General features: G+C 63.4%; 16 protein-coding genes. 5 read left to right on the forward strand and 11 right to left on the reverse strand.

Annotated elements, in window-relative coordinates; all coding sequences use genetic code 11:
* The first annotated feature begins 99 nt into the window (after window positions 1-99).
* Both JFU57_RS03060 and JFU57_RS03065 read left to right on the forward strand, forming a co-directional pair.
* Window positions 100-561, forward strand: coding sequence for a methyltransferase family protein (locus JFU57_RS03060; protein WP_201128084.1), 462 nt, complete (start codon window positions 100-102; stop codon window positions 559-561).
* Window positions 562-608: 47 nt separating this feature from the next.
* On the forward strand, window positions 609-977 hold the full coding sequence (locus tag JFU57_RS03065) for a PilZ domain-containing protein (protein ID WP_078471740.1): 369 nt from the start codon (window positions 609-611) through the stop codon (window positions 975-977).
* Between the two features lie 21 nt (window positions 978-998).
* On the opposite strand, the gene JFU57_RS03070 is transcribed toward JFU57_RS03065, so the two are convergent.
* The 4 genes from JFU57_RS03070 to katB form a co-directional block, all read right to left on the reverse strand.
* A complete protein-coding gene (locus JFU57_RS03070; RefSeq protein WP_201128086.1) occupies window positions 999-1,730 on the reverse strand; it encodes a hypothetical protein in 732 nt (243 codons plus the stop codon).
* A gap of 30 nt (window positions 1,731-1,760) precedes the next feature.
* Window positions 1,761-3,128, reverse strand: coding sequence for a DNA repair protein RadA (gene radA / locus JFU57_RS03075; RefSeq protein WP_078471738.1), 1,368 nt, complete (start codon window positions 3,126-3,128; stop codon window positions 1,761-1,763).
* Between the two features lie 46 nt (window positions 3,129-3,174).
* On the reverse strand, window positions 3,175-3,729 hold the full coding sequence (locus JFU57_RS03080; protein WP_201128088.1) for an ankyrin repeat domain-containing protein: 555 nt from the start codon (window positions 3,727-3,729) through the stop codon (window positions 3,175-3,177).
* Between the two features lie 70 nt (window positions 3,730-3,799).
* The gene (gene katB, locus JFU57_RS03085) at window positions 3,800-5,287 is read right to left on the reverse strand and encodes a catalase KatB (RefSeq protein ID WP_201132074.1); all 1,488 of its coding nucleotides are present in this window, start codon (window positions 5,285-5,287) and stop codon (window positions 3,800-3,802) included.
* 339 nt (window positions 5,288-5,626) lie between these two features.
* On the opposite strand from katB, the gene mscL reads away from it, so the two are divergent.
* Window positions 5,627-6,040 carry a large-conductance mechanosensitive channel protein MscL gene (mscL, locus tag JFU57_RS03090; RefSeq protein WP_078471735.1) on the forward strand — a complete coding sequence of 138 codons (414 nt, stop codon included), beginning with the start codon at window positions 5,627-5,629 and terminating at the stop codon, window positions 6,038-6,040.
* A 47-nt stretch (window positions 6,041-6,087) separates the two neighbouring features.
* Here mscL and JFU57_RS03095 read toward each other — a convergent pair whose 3' ends face one another.
* The gene (locus tag JFU57_RS03095) at window positions 6,088-6,864 is read right to left on the reverse strand and encodes a ferredoxin--NADP reductase (protein WP_201128090.1); all 777 of its coding nucleotides are present in this window, start codon (window positions 6,862-6,864) and stop codon (window positions 6,088-6,090) included.
* A 227-nt stretch (window positions 6,865-7,091) separates the two neighbouring features.
* Here JFU57_RS03095 and JFU57_RS03100 point away from each other — a divergent pair, with 227 nt between their 5' ends.
* Window positions 7,092-8,216, forward strand: a complete 1,125-nt coding sequence (locus JFU57_RS03100; RefSeq protein WP_201128092.1) for a methyltransferase — start codon at window positions 7,092-7,094, stop codon at window positions 8,214-8,216.
* Between the two features lie 84 nt (window positions 8,217-8,300).
* Here JFU57_RS03100 and JFU57_RS03105 read toward each other — a convergent pair whose 3' ends face one another.
* From JFU57_RS03105 to JFU57_RS03115, 3 genes are all read right to left on the reverse strand, one after another.
* Window positions 8,301-8,468, reverse strand: coding sequence for a DUF2474 domain-containing protein (locus tag JFU57_RS03105; protein WP_020296413.1), 168 nt, complete (start codon window positions 8,466-8,468; stop codon window positions 8,301-8,303).
* Between the two features lie 64 nt (window positions 8,469-8,532).
* Entirely contained in the window at window positions 8,533-9,540 is a 1,008-nt protein-coding gene (gene cydB / locus JFU57_RS03110; RefSeq protein ID WP_078471732.1) for a cytochrome d ubiquinol oxidase subunit II, read from the reverse strand.
* 3 nt (window positions 9,541-9,543) lie between these two features.
* Window positions 9,544-10,983, reverse strand: coding sequence for a cytochrome ubiquinol oxidase subunit I (locus tag JFU57_RS03115; protein ID WP_078471731.1), 1,440 nt, complete (start codon window positions 10,981-10,983; stop codon window positions 9,544-9,546).
* Between the two features lie 447 nt (window positions 10,984-11,430).
* Here JFU57_RS03115 and JFU57_RS03120 point away from each other — a divergent pair, with 447 nt between their 5' ends.
* Window positions 11,431-12,669 (forward strand): MFS transporter, encoded by a 1,239-nt coding sequence (locus tag JFU57_RS03120; protein ID WP_078471730.1) that lies wholly within the window; start codon window positions 11,431-11,433, stop codon window positions 12,667-12,669.
* On the opposite strand, the gene JFU57_RS03125 is transcribed toward JFU57_RS03120, so the two are convergent.
* From JFU57_RS03125 to JFU57_RS03135, 3 genes are read right to left on the reverse strand one after another with little or no spacing between them, the layout of a single operon-like run.
* Window positions 12,666-14,867, reverse strand: coding sequence for a xanthine dehydrogenase family protein molybdopterin-binding subunit (locus tag JFU57_RS03125; RefSeq protein ID WP_201128094.1), 2,202 nt, complete (start codon window positions 14,865-14,867; stop codon window positions 12,666-12,668). The two genes, JFU57_RS03120 and JFU57_RS03125, sit on opposite strands and share 4 nt — an antisense overlap.
* Window positions 14,864-15,853: an FAD binding domain-containing protein gene (locus tag JFU57_RS03130; RefSeq protein WP_078471728.1), complete on the reverse strand. Its 990-nt coding sequence runs from the start codon at window positions 15,851-15,853 to the stop codon at window positions 14,864-14,866. The genes JFU57_RS03125 and JFU57_RS03130 overlap by 4 nt, the downstream gene beginning before the upstream one ends.
* On the reverse strand, window positions 15,850-16,374 hold the full coding sequence (locus JFU57_RS03135) for a (2Fe-2S)-binding protein (RefSeq protein ID WP_201128095.1): 525 nt from the start codon (window positions 16,372-16,374) through the stop codon (window positions 15,850-15,852). The genes JFU57_RS03130 and JFU57_RS03135 overlap by 4 nt, the downstream gene beginning before the upstream one ends.
* Window positions 16,375-16,489 lie beyond the last annotated feature (115 nt).

The following is a 16,489-nucleotide window of genomic DNA, read 5'->3' on the forward strand; positions in this document are numbered from 1 at the left end:
GGACGGCCGCTCGCCGCTTCTGCCCGCCCGCTCGAAAACACACTGAACCACCGTGGCGAAAAAACAGTCGCAACTACAAGCCCCCCGTCAGGAGACCCCATGGCCAGGCCCGCTGAACCACCACTGCTACCGCCGCCGTTGTTGTATCTGCTGTTCATCACGTTGGCGCTGTTTCTTGCCGACTGGCTGCCCCTGCCCGTCCCGGCCAATGGCTGGACCCAGGCCCTGGCCGTGCTGCTGATCGTGGTTGGCCAGGGCCTGTCGTTCTGGGCAATGTGGCGTTTCCGCAAGCAGCACACCACCAACAGCAACTTCAACCAGCCCCGGCAACTGCTGCGCGACGGCCCGTTCGCCGTGTCCCGCAACCCGATCAACCTCGTCGACACCTGCGGCTATTGCGCCATCGCCCTGCTGCTCGGCAGTCTCTGGCCGTGGCTGTTGCTGGCGCCCTTGCTGTATCTGATGAACCGCAATGTCATCCACCCGGACGAAGTGCAGCTGCAAAGCCTGTTCGGCGACACCTACCGTGACTATTGCCGCAAGGTCCGCCGCTGGCTGTAGCGCAGAACAGGGGTCTATAGTCAGTGCACCACGCAGAGGGCCAGGCCATGAGCGAGCAACATTCCGATCGCCGACGTTTCAAGCGCATTGCTTTTGATGCCAGGACCGAACTCAGCCAGGGATCCCGACGCTGGCCCGTCCAACTGCTCGACCTGTCGCTCAAGGGCATGCTGATCCAGCGCCCCGAGCCCTGGCTGGGCGATGCCAGCCAGCCCTTTGAAGCCGACATTCATTTGAGTGCCGATGCCGAGGTGAAGATGGACGTGCAACTGGCCCACGATGACCATGGCCAGCTCGGGTTCGTCTGCCTGCATATCGGCCTGGAGTCGATCGAGCATCTACGGCGGCTGGTGGAGTTGAACCTGGGCGACCCCGAGGAGCTGGAGCGTGAGCTTGGGGCATTGATCGAAATCTGATCAGCGCCCCAAACCCGAACCTCAGGGAAACGCCGACGGCTGGGGAAACTCGCTCTCGTTTTCCCAGTAACCCGGCTGCTGGCGGGATGCCACTTGCCACTGCCCATCGACATAACGATAGGTCCGGTAGGTGGTCACAAAGTCCTCACCCTGGGGCGCGGGCGCTGATGACACCTGCTGGATGGACTCGGTGGCGCTATCGTTCGCCGGCACCACTTTCCAGGCCGCCTTGCCGGTCTCGGCCAGCACCAACGGATGTTTTTCACCGGTTTCCGCCAGGTAACGCAACGGGTCGAGCTGATTTTGTGCCGGCACCAGGACCTCGGTGGCCGGACCGCTGTAGCTGCCCATGGGCGCCGTCATGTCGATGGTCAGGAAGAACGCCGGCGCTGGCAGGCCGTTGATCGGGGCCTTCTCCACTGTCGCCAGCGGGTAGCCAAGGTCCTTTTGCGCCAGCACCTCTCCGGAATCGGCAATCAACCGGGCCTGCGCCTCCAGCAAGGGATGGTTTTCGAGATCCGCCGACGCATCGAACGAGTCCGCATCCAGCGCGCTGCCCCAACTGTCGGCGTGCATCTGCGGAGTGATGCGCAGGTCCTCCAGCACCTCCAGCACCGAGCCGTCGCCGACCAGCACCTGCTGCGCCACCCGATAGCCTTCCGGCACTTCGCCCTGATCGGCATGGGCACTGGCGGCGCTGAACATCAGCGCCAAACCGAGGGCCCGGGTCCATCCGCTTTTATTGACCATCATCTGCTTCCTTTCATAAGGCCCACGTGGCGGTTATTCGAAAAGTGCGTCCAATGCCTGTTCCAGGCGGGTGACAGCAATGATCTTGAGCCCCGGTGGCGACTCTTTCGGTGCGTTGCCCTTGGGCACAATGGCCCGCTTGAAGCCGTGCTTGGCGGCCTCTTTCAGGCGCTCCTGGCCGCTGGGCACTGGACGCACTTCGCCGGACAGCCCCACTTCGCCGAACACCAGCAAATCGTGGGGCAACGGGCGATTGCGCAGGCTGGACATGACCGCCGCCATCAGCGCCAGGTCGGAAGCGGTTTCCAGTACCTTGACCCCGCCCACCACGTTGAGGAACACATCCTGGTCGTGGGTCGGAATGCCGCCGTGGCGGTGCAACACCGCCAGCAGCATGGCCAGGCGGTTCTGATCCAGGCCCAGGGTGACCCGGCGCGGGTTGGCCAGGTGGCTGTCATCCACCAGCGCCTGGACTTCCACCAGCATTGGCCGCGTGCCTTCCCAGGTGGCCATCACCACGCTGCCCGGTACTTCTTCCTGGGCACGGGTGAGGAAAATCGCCGAAGGGTTGGAGACTTCTTTCAGCCCCTTGTCCGTCATGCCGAACACGCCGAGTTCATTGACCGCGCCGAAACGGTTTTTCACCGCTCGCAGCAAGCGCAGGCGCCCGTCGGATTCGCCTTCGAAATAGAGCACGGTGTCGACCATGTGCTCCAGCACCCGCGGCCCGGCCAGGGCACCTTCCTTGGTCACGTGGCCGACCAGGAAGATCGCCGTGCCGCTCTGCTTGGCATAGCGCACCAGCAAGGCCGCGCTCTCGCGCACCTGGGACACGCCGCCCGGCGCCGATTGCAGCTGCTCGGTGAAGATGGTCTGGATCGAGTCGATCACCATGACCTTGGGTTTTTCCTGACGGGCGGTGGCGATGATGGTTTCGATGCAGGTTTCGGTCATGACCCGCAGCTTGTCCTGGGGCAGGCCCAGGCGGCGGGCACGCATGGCCACCTGTTGCTGCGACTCTTCGCCGGTCACATAGAGGGCTGGCATGCGCGTGGCGAGGTTGCACAAGGTTTGCAACAGAATGGTCGACTTGCCGATACCCGGGTCGCCGCCGATCAGCACCACCGAGCCGTCCACCAGGCCGCCACCGAGCACGCGGTCGAGTTCGCCGGAAGCGGTGGAGAAACGCGGGATTTCCTCGACGCTGACTTCAGCCAGGGTCTTGATCTGCGCCTGTTGCCCGGCCCAGCCGGTGCGCCCGCTGGGGGCCGCCGCGCCGCCGCTCTCGACCATGGTTTCGGTCAGGGTGTTCCAGGCCCCGCACTCACCGCACTGCCCGGCCCACTTGGGAAAGGTTGAGCCGCACTCGGTGCAGCCGTACATGCGTTTGGCCTTGGCCATCTGAACCCCCGGCAAAAACCGCGATGATAGCTCAGCTGGAGGGTGATCAGTGCGGCGCGGCGGTACGGATTTCACCGCTGGCCAGACGTGCGGCGCTATTGCCCAGCGGATCCTCGGCATTCAGGTCGGCGCCCTTGGCCGCCAGCGCATCCAGCAACTCCACGCGCTTGAACAGGCCGGCGTACATGGCAGCGGTCTGACCGGCGGCATTGCGCTGGTCCGGGCTGCAATCGGCGGCCAGCAGGCGCCGGGCAATCCCCAGTTCGCCCTTGAAGATCGCGCCCATCAACGCGGTATTGCCCCGCTTATCTTGCACGCAGGCGTCGGCACCCGCGGCCAGCAGGCGTTCAACCGCCGGAGCCTGGCCGTGATAGGCGGCGAGGATCAGCGCGCTGTAGCCCTTTTCGTCCTGGGTATCGAGGGCATAGCCGGCCTCGATAAAGGTATCGAGCATCTCGACATCACCGCGCCGAGCGGCATCGAAATAGTAGTCCTGCAACTGGGCCTTGATCGCTGCCGGCTCCGTGGCGGGCGGTTGCCCGGGAGCGGCGAGCGCGGTGAATGAACAACAGATTAAAAGTGCCGCGATATAGATAGGCATGGAGCACCTCCCTCAGGTCTACACAAAGCAGGAGCACGCGACACCCTGAGCGGGCGTCGCGCGCACGCCGTCAATCCGTCAGCTTGGCGGCCAGGGCCTTGACCCGCGCCAGGTCGCCCTTGGCCACCTGGGTCACGCCGCTGCCGTACTCGGGATCGGCCTTGTAGAGAAACGACAGCATGATGTGCTTGCTCTCGTCATCCGTGGTGGCCAGGGAGCCGCCGAAGTTGTTGATCAGGTCCTGGCGCTCCTGCTTGCTCAGCGAACGGTACAGCTCGCCGGCCTGCTTGAAGTTCTGCTCGCGCTGGATCTTTGCCTGCTGGGTGCTGCCGCTCAGCGGCTGTTGGCTGTAGCGGGCAGCTTGCGGTTCTTCGCGGGGCAACAGGCGACTCGGTTGGTAGTTGACCCCGGTGGAGCTGCTGGCGCTGTTCATCGCGCCGTCCTGGTTACCGTTGTTGACCGCGACTTTCGGCGCATTGATCGGCAACTGCAGGGCATTGGCCCCCAGGCGATACATCTGGGTATCGGCGTAGGAGAACACTCGGCCTTGCAGCAGGCGGTCCTCCGACGGCTCGATGCCCGGAACCAGGTTGGCCGGGGCCATGGCCACCTGCTCGGTTTCCTGGAACACATTGCCCGGGTTGCGGTTGAGCACCATCTGCCCGACCTTGCGCTCCGGCACTCCGGGCCAGATCTTGGTCGCATCCAGCGGATCAAAATCGAAGCCGGCCAGGTCCTGGGGCTTGAGCACCTGGACATACAGGTCCCATTTCGGGAAGTCACCCTGGTTGATATGGCTCACCAGGTCATGGGTCATGTGGCTGTAGTCACGGCCCTGCACCTGGACCACCTGTTGCGGGTCCAGATTGTTGATGCCCTGCAGGCTCTTCCAGTGGAACTTCACGTAGTGCACTTCGCCCTTGGCGTTGACCAACTTGTAGGCGTGCACGCCATTGCCGTCCATTTCCCGGTAACTGGCCGGAGTACCGGAGTTGGAATACAACTCGGTCAAGGTGCGGGTGGCTTCCGGAACATGGGAGAAGAAATCGAAACGCCGCGAATCATCATCCAGGTTGGTGCGCGGGTCGGGTTTGAATGCATGCACCATGTCCGGGAACTTGATGGCATCACGAATAAAAAAGGTCGGGAAGTTATTGCCTACCAGGTCCCAGTTACCGTCGGCGGTATAGAACTTGGTGGCAAAACCCCGGGGGTCACGCAGGGTTTCAGGCGAGTGATTGCCATGGACCACCGCCGAAAAACGCACGAACACCGGCGTCACTTCGCCTGCGGCAAAGACCTTGGCTTTGCTCAGGTCGCTGAGGCTGTCGGTCACCGTGAACGTGCCGTGGGCACCGGTGCCACGGGCATGCACCACCCGCTCCGGAATGCGCTCGCGGTCGAAACGCTGGAGCTTCTGGATCAGTTGCACATCCTGCAACAGCACGGGGCCGGTCGCGCCGGCGGTTTGCGAATTCTGGTTGTCGCCCACTGCGGCGCCGTTATCGCGGGTCAAGGTGGCAGCCTGTACGGAAAGGGACAGCAGGCTGGCGGTCATGACGCCCAGCAGGCGCCGCTGGGAAAGAGTCCCAAGGCCAAGGGTGGTACTCATTGTTTTATTCCTCTGGTTAATCCAGCGCAGTCGAGTGCGCCTGTTAGAGGCTAGTGAGCAACGAGTTGAAAACTAAATTGAAAGGTCGCAAGCGACTGATTGAAAGAATGTTCTGGGCGATAGGCTCAAGTGCGGGTATTACGCGCGCGATTGCTGGCACTTTGTAAACTATTTGCCGCCAAGTCGGTCGATAACAGCGAACACTGTAAGCAGTTGTATCAAGCAGGAGCGCAATGGCTGATTTACACTGCGTTCACCAACCTCATCTGTAACAAGGAATAACCTATGGGCGTGCTAAGTGAGTTCAAGGCCTTCGCGGTCAAAGGTAATGTGGTCGATATGGCCGTCGGTATCATCATCGGTGCGGCGTTCGGCAAGATCGTCTCGTCCTTTGTCGGTGATGTGGTCATGCCACCTATCGGCCTGCTGATCGGCGGCGTCGACTTCAGTGACCTGGCCATTACCCTCAAGGCCGCTGTGGGCGATGCACCGGCCGTGGTGCTGGCCTACGGTAAATTCATCCAGAGCATGATCGACTTCGTCATCGTCGCCTTTGCCATCTTCATGGGCGTGAAAGCCATCAACCGCCTGAAGCGCGAAGAAGCCGTGGCCCCTACCCTGCCACCGGTACCGACCAAGGAAGAAGAACTGCTGGGCGAGATCCGCGATCTGCTCAAAGCGCAGAACAACAAACCCTGAAGTCGCCACACCCCTGGAAAACCGGCGCCCCTGAGGCGCCGTTTTTTTTACCAGTAGGTTTCTACCGCCACCTGGCCGGGGCGTCGGCTCAGGCTCAGTTGCATATCGCGTTGCTTGAGCAGGGCCCGGGTGTCATCGACCATCTGCGGGTTGCCGCACAGCATCACCCGCGAATGCTCCGGGGTCAGTGGCACGCCGACGGCGCGCTCCAGCTCGCCGTTTTCGATCAGGTGGGTAATGCGCCCGTTGAGGCTGCCCGGATGCTGTTCGCGGGTCACGGTGCTGATGAACTGCAACTTGTGGGCGACTTCCGCCAGGTAGTCGCGCTGCACCAGCTCGCGGATCAACTGCTGATAGGCCAGTTCCTTGGCTTCACGCACGCTGTAGACCAGGATGATGCGCTCGAATTTTTCCCAGACTTCAAAGTCCTGGAGGATCGACAGGAACGGCGCGATCCCGGTGCCGGTGGCCAGCAGCCACAGGTCACGGCCATCGACGAAGCGGTCCAGGGTCAGGTAGCCAAAGGCCTGGCGTTCCACCAGCAGGCTGTCGCCCACTTCGAGGCGACTCAGTTCACTGGTGAACTCGCCGCCGGGGACCACGATGGAGAAAAACTCGAGAAATTCGTCAAACGGCGACGACACCATGGAGTACGCCCGCCACACCGTGCTGCCATCGGCCCGGGTCACGCCCAGGCGGGCAAACTGCCCGGCGCGAAAGCGAAAACCGACATCGCGGGTGGTGCGCAGGGTGAACAGGCTCGGGGTCAGGGGATGGACCTCAAGCAAGGTCTGGCGCGTGTACTTTTCTGCACTGGCAGTCATGGCAGGCTCCATTGGGCGAATGCCGCTAGTGTCCCGCAAAGCACGGGGCAGAAACACCGGTGGTTTGTAATGGCATAGATCGCGGGCAATCAGCGGCAAAAAAACGTACCATTTGCCCCCTCTTCGAGCAGACGCCACGCGGCCTGCGTGCCACCTGCCCGAACGTTCCTGCCCGCAGACGCCCCGTCCATCGGCAGGACATTCGTCGATTATCCAGAGTCCGCCCCATGCCCCTGCTCGAAAGCCCCTTCGCCCAGCTCGACCTGATCCGCCAGCCCGAACAACCGAACGAGCCGTTGCAGGCCTTCGACGCGGCGGACGAGTACTTGCTCAACCACCTGGCCGAGCAGCAGCCGGATGCGCAGACCCGGGTGCTGATCCTCAACGACAGCTTCGGCGCCCTGGCCGCGAGCCTGGCGGGTCGGGTGCAGTTGACCAGCAGTGGCGACTCGTTTCTAGGCGCCCAGGCCCTGGAAAAGAACCTGGTGCGTAACGGTCGCGCCTTTGACGCGGTGTCAGTGGTGCCGGCCAGCGAGCCGTTGCACGGCCCGTTCGACCGGGTGCTGATTCGCGTGCCCAAGACCCTGGCCCTGCTGGAAGAACAGTTGATCCGCCTGCAGGGCCAACTGGCTCCAGGCGCCCAGGTGGTGGCGGCGGCCATGGTCAAACACTTGCCGCGGGCGGCCGGGGACTTGCTGGAGCGCTACATCGGCCCGGTGCAGGCGTCCCTGGCGGTGAAAAAGGCGCGGTTGCTGATGGCCACGCCTGAAGCCAGGACCCCGGCCGTGTCGCCCTACCCCAGCCGCTATCAACTGGATGAGCCGGCCATCGAGCTGCTCAACCATGCCAACGTGTTCTGCCGCGAAGGGCTGGACATCGGCACCCGTGCCTTCCTCCCGCACCTGCCCCACAACCTGGGCCAGGCCCGGGTCGCCGATCTGGGCTGCGGCAACGGAGTACTGGCCATCGCCAGCGCCCTGCGCAATCCGGACGCCCACTACACCCTGGTGGATGAATCCTTCATGGCCGTGCAATCGGCCCGGGAGAACTGGCATGCGGCCCTCGGCGAACGCGAAGTGACCGTGCGCGCCGACGATGGCCTGGCCGGGCAGGAGCCGCAGTCGCTGGACGTGGTGCTGTGCAACCCGCCGTTCCACCAGCAACAGGTGGTTGGCGACTTTCTGGCCTGGCGCATGTTCCAGCAGGCCCGCGAAGCGCTGGTGGTGGGCGGCGCGCTGTACATCGTCGGCAACCGCCACCTGGGTTATCACAGCAAGCTGGCGCGCCTGTTCCGGGGCGTCGAGCAGGTGGCGGCGACACCGAAGTTCGTGATCCTCAAGGCCCGCAAATAATCCAGCACTAGCAGGTTGCAGACCAAAAAAAGCCCTCCATGAGAGGGCTGTAAAACCGTGCCGCAAGGCAACGGGATGGGATGATCAGTGGGTCGTCAGGCCCGCGGCATTCATGAACATGCGCATCAGGCTGGCGACGATAAACAGGGCCAGCACGCTGCCGACCCAGATTCCGGCCAGCCAGCCGAGGCGTTGCCACAGGGGCTTTTTCTCGGCGGCTTCGATTTCCTGCAAAGAGTGTTTGTTGCTCATCGCTTGAACTCCTGATAACCCGCAGGCTGCGGTGTGCCCGGCACACCGCGCGCCCGGCGGCGCCCTAGTGGTAACCGTCTTCGTGGGTGACCTTGCCGCGGAACACGTAGTAGCTCCAGAAGGTGTACCCGAGGATGAACGGGATGATGAACAGCGTGCCCACCAGCATGAAGCCCTGGCTTTGCGGCGGCGCGGCGGCGTCCCAGATCGAGATCGACGGCGGCACGATGTTCGGCCACAGGCTGATGCCCAGGCCGCTGTAGCCGAGGAAGATCAGCACCAGGGTCAGCAAGAACGGCGTGTAGTGGGCGTTGCGCGCCACGGCGCGAACCAGGCCATACATGGTCACCAACACCAGGATCGGCACCGGCAGGAACCAGAACAGGTTCGGCAAGGTGAACCAGCGCGTGGCGATTTCCGGGTGCGCCAGCGGGGTCCAGATACTGACGATGCCGATCACCGCCAGCACCACAAAGGCCAGGGGCCGCGCCAGGTTGTGCATTTGCTCCTGGAGCTTGCCTTCGGTCTTCATGATCAGCCAGGTGCAGCCCAGCAGGGCATAAGCCACCACCAGTGCCGCGCCGCAGAACAGGGTGAAGGGGGTCAGCCAGTCCAGCGAACCGCCGGCGAACTGGCGATTGACCACCGGCAAGCCATCGATAAAGGCCCCCAGCGCCACGCCCTGGAAGAAGGTGGCGGTGATCGAACCGCCGATAAACGCCTTGTCCCATAGATGACGCTTGTCATCCTTGGCCTTGAAGCGGAACTCGAACGCCACGCCGCGAAAGATCAGGCCGATCAACATCAGGATCAGCGGCAGGTACAACGCCGAGAGCACCACCGAGTAAGCCAGCGGGAAGGCGCCGAACAGCGCCGCGCCCCCCAGCACCAGCCAGGTTTCATTGCCGTCCCAGACCGGGGCGACGGTGTTCATCATTACGTCACGGTCGGTCTTGCCCGGGATGAACGGGAAGAGAATCCCGATCCCCAGGTCGAAGCCGTCCATGACCACGTACATCATGATGCCGAAGATGATGATCACGGCCCAGATCAGCGGAAGATCGATACCCATGAGTCAATTCCCCTTGTTCAGGCGGTCGCTGTGGTCAGCTTCGGCGTCATCGTCGGCAGCGGAAAGCGGCCGGGCCGGCGTGCGTTTCTGCCCAGGTCCCCCGTGGCTGACTTCGGCCCCTTCATTGATCACAGGGCCTTTGCGCACCAGGCGCATCATGTAGCCCAGGCCGGCACCGAACAGCGCGAAATAGACCACGACAAACAACACCAAGGTGATGCTCATCTGCATAAAGCTGTGGTTGGACGATGCATCTGCCGTGCGCATCAGCCCGTAGACCACCCACGGCTGACGGCCGATTTCGGTGGTAAACCAGCCGGCGAGAATCGCGATCAGACCCGACGGCCCCATCCACAGCGCCAGGTGCAGGAACAGCCGGTTGTGGTAGATCCGCTCGCGGCGACGCAGCCACAGGCTCCACAGACCGGTGAAGATCATCAGGAAGCCGAGGCCGACCATGACCCGGAACGACCAGAAGACGATGGTCGAATTCGGCCGGTCCTCAGGTGGAAAGTCCTTGAGCGCCGGCACTTGCTTGTCCAGCGAGTGGGTGAGAATCAGGCTGCCCAGGTAAGGGATTTCTACGGCGTACTTGGTTTTTTCAGCCTTCATGTCCGGCCAGCCGAAGAGGATCAGCGGGGTCGGCTCGTTGCCGATGTTTTCCCAGTGGCCTTCGATGGCGGCAATTTTCGCCGGCTGGTGCTTGAGGGTGTTGAGGCCATGGAAGTCACCGATCACCGCCTGTACTGGCGCCACGATCAGGGCCATCCACATCGCCATCGACAGCATGCGCCGGATCGCCGGGTTATCCCGCCCGCGCAGCAGGTGCCAGGCAGCCGAGGAGCCGACGAAGAACGCCGTGGCGACAAACGCGGCCGTGGCCATGTGCGCCAGGCGATAGGGGAACGAGGGGTTGAAGACCACGGCGAACCAGTCCACCGGAATCACCCGGCCGTCGATGATTTCAAAGCCCTGAGGGGTCTGCATCCAGCTGTTGGACGAGAGGATCCAGAAGGTCGAGATCAGCGTGCCGATGGCCACCATCACCGTGGAGAAGAAGTGCAGGTTGCGCCCGACCTTGTTCCAGCCGAACAGCATGACCCCAAGGAAACCGGCCTCAAGGAAGAACGCCGTGAGTACTTCATAGGTCAGCAACGGGCCGGTGACAGCGCCGGCAAAATCCGAGAAGCGGCTCCAGTTGGTGCCGAACTGGTAGGCCATGACCAGGCCGGAGACCACACCCATGCCGAAGTTGACGGCAAAGATCTTGGACCAGAAGTGGTACAGGTCGCGGTAGGTGTCGTCGCGGGTCTTGAGCCACAAGCCTTCGAGTACCGCCAGGTAACTCGCCAGGCCGATGGTGATGGCCGGGAACAGAATGTGGAACGAGATGGTGAACGCGAATTGGATTCGGGCGAGATCAAGTGCCTCCAAACCGAACATAAGCTTTCCTCTGTCAGGTAATACCGGCTGAAGGCTTGCGGCCTGCACCCACTGCCCCCACGGATATGGAGTGTGGCGAATTCGGATTCGTTCTTTTTAAACCATCGCAACGTAGGGATTTCTGGCCATCTGGCCGCCAGATCGACCTTTGGAAAAGGTTTTGATCTGGATCAATCAACGTTGAAAGAGTAGTCCTAAATCCGCCATCGGTTTGTGTGGTCTTTTGTCGCGTGACAGCTTGCCTCACCAGCCTGAGTAGCCACGCGAGGCTGCGCTGGCCCTCCAGAACACCGGGATCAGCCAGGGATATCTTCGGCGCCCATCAGGGACAGCGCAGGCAGCGACGACGAGATAGATGCGGGGCTAACGATTTTTCGGGTCGCGGCAACTATTGGTTACATGTTGGTGATAACCTCGCCCTACCCCCCCGCTCAGATATGCCCTCAGATGCCCAGCCCAGACCCGCTTCTGCTCCGTCATCACCGCCCTTTCATCGCGTTTTGGCTGGCCCGGATCTTCACCGCCAGCGGCTTTCAGATGCTCACCGTGGCCATTGGCTGGAACCTCTACCAACTGACCGGCAACGTGCTGGACCTGGGCCTGGTGGGCCTGGTCGAATTCGCGCCGCGGGTCCTGTTCATGCTGCACACCGGGCATGTGGCCGACCGCTATGACCGACGCCGGGTCGCGGCGATCTGCCAGTCGTTGCAGGCGTTGATCGCCCTGTCGCTGGCCATTGGCAGCGCCACCGACAGCGTCACCCGGGAGATGATCTTTATCCTCGCCTTCCTCCTCGGCGCCGCCCGTTCATTCGAAATGCCGACCACCCAGGCCCTGCTGCCGAGTATCGTCCCCAGCGCGCTGTTCCCCCGCGCCGTGGCTGCCGCACAGTCGGCGCAACAATCGGCAACCATCGTCGCCCCGGCCCTGGGCGGCCTGCTCTATGCGTTTGGCAGCGTCTGGGTGTATGGCCCGACGGTGATCCTGTACGTCATCGCCTGCCTGCTGATGCTCAACCTGCCGGCACGGCAGACCCCGCTCAACAAAGGCAAGGCCACCCTGGATTCGCTGCTGGCCGGGATTCGCTTTATCCGCAGCCGGCCGGACATCCTCGGCGCCATTTCCCTGGACCTGTTCGCCGTACTGCTGGGCGGCGCCACCGCACTGCTGCCGGTGTTCGCCAAAGACATCCTGCTCACCGGCCCCTGGGGCCTGGGCCTGTTGCGCTCGGCACCGGCGGTCGGCGCCCTGGGCATGTCCCTGTGGCTGGCGCGCTTCAGCGTCGACCGCAAGGTCGGTCGGGTGATGTTCACCGCCGTCGGTGTGTTCGGCGTGGCCACCATCGCCTTCGGCCTCTCGACCTCGTTCTGGTTTTCCCTGGCGGTGCTGGTGGTGCTGGGCGCGGCGGACATGATCAGCATGGTGATCCGCGCCTCCTTCGTGCAGTTGGAAACCCCGGACGAAATGCGCGGCCGGGTCAGCGCGGTCAATGGCCTGTTTATCGGCGCCTCGAACCAGCTCGGCGAGTTCGAATCCGGGCTCACCGCCCACTGGTTCGGCACCGTGCCGGCAGTGGTCATGGGCGGAGTCGGCACGCTGGTCGTGACCGGGGTCTGGATCAAACTGTTCCCGACCCTGGCCAACCGCGACCGGATGCATGTCCCGGTGGAAGAAGCCAAGGTCTAAAGCAGCTTGTCCAGGGTGATCGGGAAGTCCCGCACCCGCTTGCCGGTGGCGTGGTAAATCGCATTGGCCACCGCCGCCGCCACGCCGACGATGCCGATTTCTCCCACACCCTTGGAGCCCAGGGCGTTGACGATCTCGTCGTGTTCCTCGACGAACAGCACATCGATCTGACCGATATCGGCATTCACCGGGATGTGGTACTCGGCCAGGCTGTGGTTCATGTGGCGTCCCAGGTTGTGGTCGGTCTGGGTTTCCTCGTGCAGGGCCATGCCGATGCCCCAGACCACGCCACCCAGAATCTGGCTGCGGGCCATTTTCGGATTGACCACGCGTCCGGCGGCAATCGCACTGACCACCCGGCTGACCTTGACCACCCCCAGGTCCTCGTCCACCCGCACCTCGACAAATACCGCCGAATGGGTGGCCGTGGCGTAGGCATCGCGCTTTTTATCCGGCTCGGCATCCACTTGAACCTCCAGCGCCTGCTCCTCGGTATCGCGCAGCAGCTCGGCCAGGGCCAGGCCGTGTTCGCAGTACCACATCTGCCCATCGGCAAAGTGCACCTGGGCAGGCGTTGCACCCTGGAAGGCCGGCGCTTGAGCGGCGGCGCGCTCCAGCAGTTTTTCGCGCAGGGCCGAGCAGGCCTGCTGCACCGCCGTACCCACTGAAGACACGGTGAACGAACCACCCTGCAAGGGCGCAGCGGGCAAGGAGGAATCCCCCAGTACAAAAACCACATCCTCAAGGGCCACACCGCAGGCTTGGGCGGCGATCTGCGTCATTACGGTGTAGGTGCCGGTGCCGATATCGGTGGTGGCGCTACTGACGGTCAGGCGCCCCTCGTGGTCAAGACGGGCCTTGGCGCTGGCCTTCTGCTGCAAGGCTTCCCAGACCCCACCGGCCATGCCCCAGCCAATCAGTTCACGGCCTTCGCGCATGCTGCGGGGCTCGGGGTTGCGTCGCGCCCAGCCAAAGCGCTCGGCGCCCTGGGCATAACAGGCACGCAGTTCCTTGCTCGAATAGGCCTTGTCCTGGTTCTGGTTGCGCTCGGAATAATTGATCAGCCGCAACTGCACCGGATCGATGGCCAGGGCGCAGGCCAACTCGTCCATGGCGCACTCCAGCCCGATCAGGCCCAGGGCGGCACCGGGAGCGCGCATGTCCAGGGGCGTGAACACATCCAGCGGCACCAACTGGTAGTCCAGTTGCACGTTGTCACAGTGATAAAGCATGCCGCTCCACTCCACCACGTGCTCGGTGAAGTCTTCGAAACGCGAAGTCTGGCCGATCGCCGCGTGCCCCAGCGCCAGCAGCCGGCCATTGGCCGCGGCGCCCAGTTGCAGGCGCTGCAAGGTCCGAGGCCGATAACCAAAGGTGAACATCTGCTGGCGGGTCAGGCTGACCCGCACCGAGCGTTTGAGGGCCAGCGCCGCCATCACCGCCAACGGAAGCTGATATTGCGGACGCAGGCCGGAACCGAACGCACCACCGACATAGCCGGCGAAGATCCGCACCTGCTCGCGCCCCAAGCCGAAAACCTTTTGCACATACCGCTGGCAGTTTTGCGGCCCCTGGGTCTTGTCGTGAATGTGCAGGCTGCCGTCGGCCTGATACAGCACCGTGCTGGCGTGGGGCTCCATCGGGTTGTGGTGCTCGATCGGGGTGCTGTAGTGCAGGTCCAGTTGCAAGGCCGCGCCCGCCAACTCCGCCTGGAAATTGCCACGGGGCCCGGGCACCTCGGCGGGCGCCGGATGGCCCTCGAATTGCGCACTCAGCAGGTCAGTGGCGTGGGGCTCGGCCTGATACTCGATCACCAGCAATGAACCGGCATAGCGCGCCAGCTCCAGGCTTTCGGCGACCACCAGGGCCACCGGCTGCCCGCTGTAGAGAATCCGCTCGTTAAACAACGGACGAAAAGGCGACCCCTTGGCCGCGTCATCGTCCGCGTAGCTTTCGTCGTAACTGGCCAGGCGCGGGCGATTCAAGTGCTCAAGCACCATTACCACCCCAGGCAGGCTGAGGGCCGCCGAAGCGTCGATGCTGACAATCCGGCCACGGGCAATGCTGCTGGACACCACGCTGCCGTGAAGCAAGCCCGCCTCGGGAAACTCGCCGGCATAGCGCGCCTGGCCAGTGACCTTGAGCATGCCGTCGACCCGGTCCACCGGTTGCCCCATGGGTTTGGCAAAGGAATTCATCGGGCAGCCCCCTCCAGTGCGGCATCGCCCAGGGCACGAATCATCGCGCGGCGTGCCAGCTTGAGTTTGAAAGCGTTGTGCGCCAACGGTTCGGCGTCTTCGAGCAGCGTGTCGGCGGCCAGTGCAAACAGCTCGCGGCTCACCGGTTTGCCCACCAGCAACCGCTCCACTGCCTTGTCGCGCCAGGGTTTGTGGGCCACACCGCCCAGCGCCAGGCGCGCCTCGCGAATCACCGGCCCGACCATTTCCAGCCCCACCGCCACCGAGACCAGGGCAAAGGCATAGGACGCGCGGTCACGGATCTTGAGGTAGTGGCTGTGCCGGGCAAAACCCGCCGCCGGCAGCTCAATGGCGGTGATCAGTTCGTCATCGGCCAGCAGGTTGTCCCGCTCCGGATGTTCGCCCGGCAAGCGATGAAAGTCGGCGAACTCGATAAGGCGCTTGCCGCCACCGCCCTGCACATGGACCACCGCCTCCAGGGCCGCCAGGGCCACGCACATGTCGGAGGGGTGCGTGGCCACGCATTCTTGACTGGCACCGAGGATCGCGTGGATCCGGTTCAAGCCTTCGCGGGCCGGGCAACCGCTGCCTGGCTGGCGTTTGTTGCAGGGCACGCTGGCGTCGTAGAAGTAATAACAACGGGTGCGTTGCAGCAGGTTGCCTCCGGTACTGGCCATGTTGCGCAACTGTGGCGAGGCACCGGCCAGGATCGCCTGGGACAGCAACGGGTAGCGCGCTTCCACCAGGGGGTGCCAGGCCAGGTCGGCATTGCTGACCAGGGCGCCGATCATCAGGCCGCCAGCGGCTGTTTCCCGAACGTCCCGCAGGGGCAAGCCGGTGATATCGATCAAGCGTTCGGGGCGAGTGATGTTCTCTTTCATCAAGTCCAGCAGGTTGGTGCCGCCGGCGATGAAGCGCGTGTTCGGCCCCGCGAGGTGCACGGCCTCCTGCACATCGAGCGGCTTGCTGTAATGGAACGGGTTCATGGGTTTTCCCCCTGCCGGCGGCAAGCGGGCAACGCCTCTTCGATGGCATCGCGGATATTGCTGTAGGCACCGCAGCGGCACAGATTGCCGCTCATCAGTTCCTGGATCTGCTCGCGGGTCTGGGCCCGTCCCTCGTTGACCAGGCCCTGGGCCGAGCAGATCTGCCCCGGCGTGCAGTAGCCGCATTGAAAGGCGTCGTGCTTGATAAAGGCCTGCTGCAGAGGATGCAATTGATCGCCACTGGCCAACCCTTCAATGGTGGTCAGTTCGGCGCCGTCGCACATCACTGCCAGGGTCAGGCAGGCGTTCACCCGCTTGCCATTGAGCAACACCGTGCAGGCACCGCACTGGCCGTGGTCGCAGCCTTTTTTACTGCCGGTCAGGTCCAGTTGCTCGCGCAGCAGGTCCAGCAGGGTGGTCCAGGGCAGCACGTCGAGTTGCCGAGGTTGCTGGTTCAAGGTCAGGCGTATCGGGTGGCGGGCAAAGATCTGCGCCGCAGCGCCGGTAGTGGTCGCGCTCATAAACACCTCACGGTTGTCGTGCATGCGCGGCGTTTTGATAAACCGCCGTCTTAGGGGTACGACTTCGCTGCGGGATGAGCGTTCAGGGCAATTGATGGGCGTACCGGGGCCGTTG

Source organism: Pseudomonas sp. TH07 (assembly GCF_016651285.1).
GTDB lineage: Bacteria > Pseudomonadota > Gammaproteobacteria > Pseudomonadales > Pseudomonadaceae > Aquipseudomonas.